We start from the raw sequence: 7496 nt of genomic DNA, 5'->3' as shown, positions 1-7496 counted from the left end.
GTCTCCGACTTCCCGCAGAGCTACCTGGACTTCGGTACCGGACGCATCGGCGGCACCGCCATCCCGAACATCTTCGTGCTCTACCTCGTGCTGCTGGCCGTCGCCGCGATCGTGCTGCACGCGACGCCGTTCGGCCGCAGGCTGTTCGCGATCGGCGCCAACCCGGAGGCCGCGTTCTTCGCCGGGGTGCGGGTCAAGCGCACCAAACTGATCATGTTCGCCGCCACCGGGCTGGTCTCCGGGGGCGCCGGGGTGATCTGGGCGCTGCACTACACCAGCGCCCGATACGACAACGCCACCGGCCTCGAGCTGTCCGTGATCGCCGCGGTGCTGCTGGGCGGCATCGACTTCGACGGCGGTCGCGGCACCATCGGCGGCGCGGTAGCCGGCGTGTTCCTGCTGGGCACCGTGCAGAACCTGCTGAGCCTCAAAAGCGTCTCGGCCGACTCGCAGACCATCGTCACCGGACTGCTGCTGATCGCCTCGGTGCTCGGGCCGCGCGCCGGTCGCCAGGTCTCCGAGGCGTTGCGCCGACGACGGGCCCGAACGCCCGCGGCCGGCGCCTCCTGAGCCCCTTCCGTCCTCCACCGCTCGAATCCACACCACCGCACCGCAGTTCTCAACGACGAGAGGTACCCCCATGTCAGTTTCCACCCGCCTGATGGCGGCCGCTTCGGGCGCCGCGGTCGCGGCCCTGCTGCTGAGCGCGTGCAGCGGCACCACCAAGAGCAGCACCGCGGCGGCCAACAGCGCGGCGCCGGCCGGGACTGCGAACGCGAACGCCAACGCGGCGAGCAAGACCGGCCTGACCGTCGCCTACCTGCCCAAGCAGGTCAACAACCCGTACTTCACCATCTCCGACACGGGCGGCCAGAAGGTGCTGCAGAGCCTCGGCGAGACCTACAAGGAGGTCGGCACCACCAGCGCCACCGACACCGCCGGGCAGGCGAACTACGTCAACACGCTCATTCAGCAGCAGGTCAACGCGATCGTGGTCTCCGCGCAGGACCAGAACGCGCTGTGCACGAACCTCAAGCAGGCCATGAGCGACAAGATCTCCGTGGTCACCTACGACTCGGACACCAACGCCGACTGCCGCAACCTGTTCATCAGCCAGGCCAGCTCCGAGGCGCTCGGCCGTACCGAGGTGGACCTGCTGGCCGGCCAGATCGGCGGCTCCGGCCAGATCGCGATCCTGTCCGCGGCGCAGACCGCGACGAACCAGAACGCGTGGATCGGCTTCATGCAGGACGAGCTGAAGGCGAAGTACCCGAACATCCAGCTGGTCAAGATCGCCTACGGCAACGACGACGCGCAGACCTCGTACCAGCAGACCCAGGGCCTGCTGCAGTCCTACCCGAACCTCAAGGGCATCATCTCGCCGACCACGGTGGGCATTCTCGCTGCGGCTCAGTACCTCGACGGCTCGTCCTACAAGGGCAAGGTCAAGCTGACCGGCCTGGGCACGCCCAACCAGCTGCGCAAGTACGTCAAGGACGGCACCATCACCGCCTTCGAGCTGTGGGACCCGGCCAAGCTCGGCGCGCTGGCCGCCTACGCCGCCGTCGCGCTGCAGTCCGGCCAGATCACCGGCGCGCAGGGGCAGACCTTCAAGGCCGGCGACATGGGCCAGTACACCGTCGGCGCCGGCGGCGTGGTCACCCTCGGCGACCCGACCGTGTTCAACGCCGCGAACGTCGACCAGTACAACTTCTGAGTTCGCAGACTGATTCGGACGCAGCGAATCCGGATCGGTGCCGGCGGCCGGGCGCCCTATCGCGCCCGGCCGCCGGTAGCGCGAATCGGCCGGTGAGCGTGCAGCTGATGGACCGTACTGTGTCGGCGGTCGAGGCCTCGATCGTCGGGCGCGTCCGGGCGCGCCGCTACCGAGATTCGGCGAAACTTTCGCGCGCGCCTGGGCGACCCGCCTTGCGCATCAGCCCGGATCGCAGGCAAACCTTTTCCCGGCTGCCGGTCGCTTGACTTAACCGATTAAGTGACTCAGGGTTCAGACACAGCCCCCTGCCTGTCCCGAGGAGTCCCGATGAGTCTGAAACGCGGTTTGCTCGCGATCGCAGCCGCCGGCGGCGTGATCGCGGGCACGATCACCGCCGTGACCCTGCCGGCCGCCGCCGTGGAGGCCGGATGCAAGGTTGCATACACGGTCCAGAGCCAGTGGCCGGGCGGGTTCCAGGGCAACGTCGCGATCACCAACCTCGGCGATCCGCTCAGCAGCTGGACCCTGACGTGGTCCTTCGCGGCCGGGCAGACGGTCACCCAGTCCTGGGGCGCCACGGTCACCCAGTCCGGCAGCGCGGCCACCGCGGTCAACGCCAGCTACACCGCGAGCCTGCCGACCAACGGCAGCCAGTCCTTCGGTTTCACCGGCACCTGGAACAACAGCAGCAACCCGGTGCCCGCCAGCTTCAGCCTCGATGGCACCGTGTGCAACGGCACCGTCGCCTCCGTCTCCCCGACCCCGCAGCCACCCGCCCCGGCACTGGCCAACGTGCACACCGTCGGGCGGACCGAGACCGCGGGCAACTACGTCTCCTACACCTGGCCCGGGATCTACTTCGAGGGCCGCTTCCACGGCACCGGCGTCGGCATCGTGCTCAACGACACCGTCAACGACTACGACGTCGCGATCGACGGAACGACCGTGGCCGAGATCACCACCCCCGGCCAGACCACGTACTGGATCAACAACCTGAGCAACGCCGACCACACCGTGCGCCTGGTCAAGCGCAGCGAGAGCCCGTGGCAGGCTGGGCAGTTCGGCGGCTTCGTGCCCGCCCCCGGCGGCTCGATCCTGAGCAAGCCGGCCGCGCGCACCCGGCAGATCGAGTTCATCGGCGACTCCTACACCGCCGGCTACGGCAACATGGCCACCCAGCACGACTGCTCCAGCATCGGCGGGATCACGCCCAACTCCAACGCGGACGACAGTTTCGGCGCCCTCACCGCCCACAGCCTGAACGCCGATTATCAGATCAACGCGATGTCCGGGATGGGCGTCGTGCGCAACTACAACGGCAGCAGCCCCGGCACCAGTTTCCTGACGTACTACGGCAGGACCCTGCAGGCGGTCAATAACGACGTCTGGTACAACCCCGGCACCTGGCACCCGCAACTGGTCGTGGTGGGCCTGGGCATCAACGACTTCTCCACCGCGCTGAACCCCGGCGAGCAGTGGAGCACCACCGACCAGCTGGTCGCCGCGTACAAGACCGCCTACCAGGGCTTCATCAATACCCTGCGCTCACAGTACGGCCCGAACACGATCATCGTGGTCAGCGCCACCGCCCTGTCCAATACCGCCCTGTTCGCGCAAACCGCCCAGCAGGTCGTCACCGACCGCAACGCCATGGGCGACAAGAAGGTCTACTACTGGTACTACGACAGCCCGAGCCTGGACCACCTCGGCTGCGACTGGCACCCCTCCCTGCACGACGACCAGATCATCTCGGGACTGCTCAACAACTTCATCGCCACCCTGCCGCTGACCTGGTAACAGGCGCTCGCCTGAGCACGAGGCGGTCCGCCCGGTCGCCCGGGCGGGCCGCCTCGTGGTCACGAATGCCACGTGTCGTTGAAGGTGATCGATCCGGACGAGCCGGTGGTGTAGAAGCGGTTGCTGCCGCTCTCCCAGATCACGTTCCCACTCGCGTCGATCTTGATGTACTTGTACTCGAAGTAGGTGTTGGCCGGCACGCTCAGCGCCGCGGTCCAGTACGGGTAGTTCTGCGACGAGAGCGCGACGGCGTTGGCCGTGTTCCAGCTGCCGAGCGCCGGGATGGAACCGACGATGTAAACGTTCTGACCCCAGCTTGTCGTCGCGTTCGCGTTGATGTTCACCGTGAACGTCGACGCGGGGGAACCCGGCACCCGGCTGTTGCGGTCGATGGCGACGGCGTCATTCGCCGGGACCGTGACCGTCGCGCGGTTGCCGGAGACGGTCACCGTCGGGCCGGTGCACGCGCTGCCGCTGACCGAGCCGTGGATGATGTCGCAGTAGGTTCCGTCCGGCAGGCCGGTGGTGAAGGTGCGGGTCTGCGCGGAGGACTCGTTGTTCAGCGAGATCCAGGCGTCCGGGCCGCGGGAGAACGCGATCAGGTTCGTGCCGTCGGTGTACCAGTTGGCCACCGGGTCGTTGTTCGCCAGCGCCAGGTTGTGCCAGCCGACCATGTTCGCCACGCCGGTGATCCGGTCGGTGCAGTACCAGCCGCTGGCGCAGTTGGTGCCGGTCACATATCCGTTGGCGTCGGCGGGCGGCGAATCGTTGCTGTTGTTCCAGGTGAAGCTCGCGTACACCTGCGGGGTCCCGAAGCCCCAGGCCAGCAGGAACTCGTTGGCCAGCACGTAGGTCGAGCCGTTCTTGTAGCTCAGGTTCGAGCCGTCCCGCTCGGTGTCGTGGTTGTTGACGAAGGTGGAGGAGTACGCGCTCGGGATCAGGCTCCAGGTGGCGAAGCCGCCGAAGTTGGCCAGGTCGCCGCCGCTGCTGAACTGCGTCTTGATCGCGTCGGCGTAGTCGAAGCCGATGAGGCTGCCGGTGTTCTCGAAGGAGGCCGGCTGCAGCTGCGTGTTCGTGCTGCCGAGCGCCACCTCCTGGACCATGTAGACCGGCTGGCCGGTCAGCTTGTCCTTGTTCAGCATGCCTTCGAGGGCGGCCAGGTCGGTGTGGCCGATGTGCTTGGCCGCGTCGAGGCGGAAGCCGTCCACGCCGTAGCCGATCAGCTTGTTGAGGTAGGCGGCCTCGGTGGTGCGCACGTAGGTCGACTCGGTGCGCAGGTCCGGCAGGGCGTCCAGCTCGCACTCGGTGACCTGCTGGTAGTTGTTCCAGTCAGAGATCTGATCCGATGAGACCGGGCAGTCGTTCGGGTAGTTGTGGAAGTCGGGGGAGGAGAACGCCGGGTACGCGGTCCCGGGCGTGTAGCTCGCGCCGCCGTAACTGGTGTCGTTCCCGTCCTGCCTGGCCATGTGGTTCAGCACGGCGTCGACGTACACCTTCACGCCTGCCTGGTGGCACGCGGTGACCATGGCCTGGAACTGCGCGTCGTTGCCCATGCGGCTGGTCAGGTTGTAGTCCACCGGCTGGTAGATCTCCCACCAGGGATGCCCGTCCGCCGCGTCGGTCATCGAGTCCTCGGGCGGCGCGACCTGCACGGCGGCGTACCCGTCGGGGCCGAGCACGTTCGTGCACTCAGACGCCACCGAGTTCCAGTTCCACATGAACAGGTTCGCGGTCACGTCCTTGGCCGAGGCGGCGGCCTGCGCGGACCCGGTGGCGGCCAGCAGGCTTACCGGAACGGCCGTCGCCGCGACCAATGCAGCAGCGCCGGCGAGGTACCTGCCGGAGTGACGGCGCGTCATCTATTCACCGTCCCGCAAGCAGAAGACCGGACCCGCCGCCCTCAGCCGAACGAAACTCGACATCGCTCCTCCGCCCCATCGCGTGCGCGGCAGCCGCCGATCGCTGATCGATCGCCTCTGTGAGCATACGAACGGGGGCGCGGGGGAGACAGGGCGCGGCTGCGGTTTTTACCCGGACGGCTGCCGCCGGCTTAGCCCTTCTTCACCGCCTGCAAGGTGTAGCTGTGCGGCAGCCGCTCCGGCCGGTCGATGAGCCGCCACTCGCCGCCCTTGTCAGGCACCTGCTCCATCTGTCCCGGCAAGGCGTTCCACGGCACGCTGTCGTGCTCGACGAGGCCGGTGATCTCCATGCCGGCGTCGAGCAGGCCGGTCACGATCGCGCCGAGGCCGTGGTTCCAGCTGTGCGAGACGGTGTGCGTGAAGGAGACGTCGGTCTCGACATAGGTCGCGTCCTCGTCGAACACCAACGGTTCTTCGTGGTCGAAGTACGGGTACTTGAGCACGACCAGCTGGTCGTCGCGGCCGTCCTCCACCGACCACAGCACCGGGCGGTGCTGCCCGCGCTCAAACGGATCGTGCCGGCCGAGCAGTTTCCGATGGTCTGCGCGACCCGCCAGGCCAGGGACGAGGCGGCGGAACTGGTCGGGCCGCCGCTGAGCGGCTTCCTGTTCGGCATCGCCCATTGGGTGCCGTTCCTCGGCGACGCCATCTCCTACCTGGCTGCCGCGCTCGGCTCGGCGCTCATCCGTACGCCACTTGGACCGGACAAGCACGAGCACGCGAGTGAGCCGATGCACCGTCAGCTGGCCGAAGGCTTCCGCTTCGTGCGCTCAAACGCGTATATGCGCTTCGTCGCCCCGTGGGCCGCGATCATCAACGGCCTGTTCATGGCGCTGGTGCTGCTGTTACTCGCGCTCATCCGGCATCGCGGCGGCGGCCCGGTCGCGGTCGGCGCGGTCAGCTCCATCGGGTCGATCGGAGCCCTGGCCGGAGCGCTCGCCTCGCCGTGGCTGATGCGGAAAGTCCCCGGGCGCACCCTCGTCGTGGCCGCCTCCTGGCTGCTGGCCGCGGGAGTTCTCGCCGCCGCGTTCGTGCCGAGGCTGTGGCAGATCGGCGCGGTGCTGGCGATCGTGTTCGTCTTCATTTCGCCGCTGAACACGGTGTTCAACTCATACGAGATGAAGATCGTGCCCGACGAGCTCTATGGTCGGGTCTCCGCGCTGATCAACTTCCTGTGCAGCTGCCTGATCTGGGTCGGCCCGATCGTGGCCGGCCTGCTCGCGGACGTGTTCTCGCCGGCCACCGCGGTCGCCCTCAGCGGCGGCGCATTCGCGGTCCTCGCCGTTTGGGTGCAGAGCACCAAGGCACTGCACGCGCTCGACGAGGACCGCACAAAGCCCACGTAGCCGCGAAGCCCGCGAGCCGAACGCTTTGCGGACTACGGTGCCGGTACCTCGAACAGGGTAAGCATGGCGCACACCGTGTGGTAGACGCCCATCACCGCAACGAAGTCGAACAGGCCCTTCGCTCCGAACGCCGAGAGCGCGTCCTGATACAGCTTGTCGTCGACGCGGTGATGCGTCGCCATGGCGTGGGTGAGCCGCGCAGCGAGCTTCTCGTGCTCGCCCAGGCCTTCCGGGATCTCTCCGGCGGCGAGGGCGAGGGCATGATCGTCGGTCAGGCCGACGGTCCGCGCCACGATCTTGTGCGCGTACAGCTCGTAGTCCGCGCGGTACACGGCGCCGAGCACGATGATCACCACTTCACGCACGCTCGGCGACAGACTGGTGTTCGCCGACTCGGCGCCCTGGAACTCCAGCAGCTTCGCCGTCACCTCGGGATGCAGCAGGAGTGCGTTGAACGGGCCGATCAGGCGGCCGTCCTCGGTCGTCGACCGGATGCCCAGCTTGTCGGTGAACGCCACCCACGTGCCGATCAGCTGGTCGTAAAGCTCACGCTGCGCGGGGGCGAGCGTCGCCGGGTCGGCCAGCGGCAGCCTTCCGCCGAGCGAACCGGCGGATTCCGCGGGGGAGTCAGATGTCATCGTTGCCTGGCCCTCTCGAGATGAGGATGCTGTGCTTGGCAAGCCAAGGGGAGTTGAACCCCTGGACTGCGGTCTGCCG

At 67.8% G+C, this 7496-nt stretch carries 7 protein-coding genes; 4 read left to right on the top strand and 3 right to left on the bottom strand.

Translation table 11 applies throughout. The features are described 5' to 3' along the window. From VFA06_RS05505 to VFA06_RS05495, 3 genes are all read left to right on the top strand, one after another. On the top strand, positions 1 to 570 hold a 570-nt coding region (locus VFA06_RS05505; RefSeq protein ID WP_324839307.1), incomplete at its 5' end, for an ABC transporter permease. A gap of 70 nt (positions 571 to 640) precedes the next feature. After that, positions 641 to 1717 (top strand): rhamnose ABC transporter substrate-binding protein, encoded by a 1077-nt coding sequence (gene rhaS, locus VFA06_RS05500; protein WP_324839306.1) that lies wholly within the window; start codon positions 641 to 643, stop codon positions 1715 to 1717. A 327-nt stretch (positions 1718 to 2044) separates the two neighbouring features. Further along, complete coding sequence (locus tag VFA06_RS05495) at positions 2045 to 3514, top strand: cellulose binding domain-containing protein (RefSeq protein WP_324839305.1); 1470 nt, start codon at positions 2045 to 2047, stop codon at positions 3512 to 3514. A gap of 59 nt (positions 3515 to 3573) precedes the next feature. Here the strand turns inward: VFA06_RS05495 and VFA06_RS05490 are convergent, their stop codons facing one another. Together VFA06_RS05490 and VFA06_RS05485 are read right to left on the bottom strand one after the other, a co-directional pair. Beyond that, complete coding sequence (locus tag VFA06_RS05490; protein WP_324839304.1) at positions 3574 to 5373, bottom strand: carbohydrate-binding module family 20 domain-containing protein; 1800 nt, start codon at positions 5371 to 5373, stop codon at positions 3574 to 3576. Between the two features lie 191 nt (positions 5374 to 5564). Further along, positions 5565 to 5918 (bottom strand): hypothetical protein, encoded by a 354-nt coding sequence (locus VFA06_RS05485; RefSeq protein WP_324839303.1) that lies wholly within the window; start codon positions 5916 to 5918, stop codon positions 5565 to 5567. A gap of 6 nt (positions 5919 to 5924) precedes the next feature. Between VFA06_RS05485 and VFA06_RS05480 the strand changes: the two genes are divergently transcribed. Beyond that, entirely contained in the window at positions 5925 to 6779 is an 855-nt protein-coding gene (locus tag VFA06_RS05480; protein ID WP_324839302.1) for an MFS transporter, read from the top strand. Positions 6780 to 6811: 32 nt separating this feature from the next. Here VFA06_RS05480 and VFA06_RS05475 read toward each other — a convergent pair whose 3' ends face one another. Next, positions 6812 to 7417 (bottom strand): carboxymuconolactone decarboxylase family protein, encoded by a 606-nt coding sequence (locus VFA06_RS05475; RefSeq protein WP_324839301.1) that lies wholly within the window; start codon positions 7415 to 7417, stop codon positions 6812 to 6814. Positions 7418 to 7496 lie beyond the last annotated feature (79 nt).

Origin of the sequence: Actinocrinis sp. (assembly GCF_035653575.1) — a bacterium.
Classification (GTDB): Bacteria; Actinomycetota; Actinomycetes; order Streptomycetales; family Catenulisporaceae; genus Actinocrinis.
The sequence above is the reverse complement of the archived record's forward strand: the minus strand, read 5'-3'. Positions and strand labels throughout refer to the sequence as shown.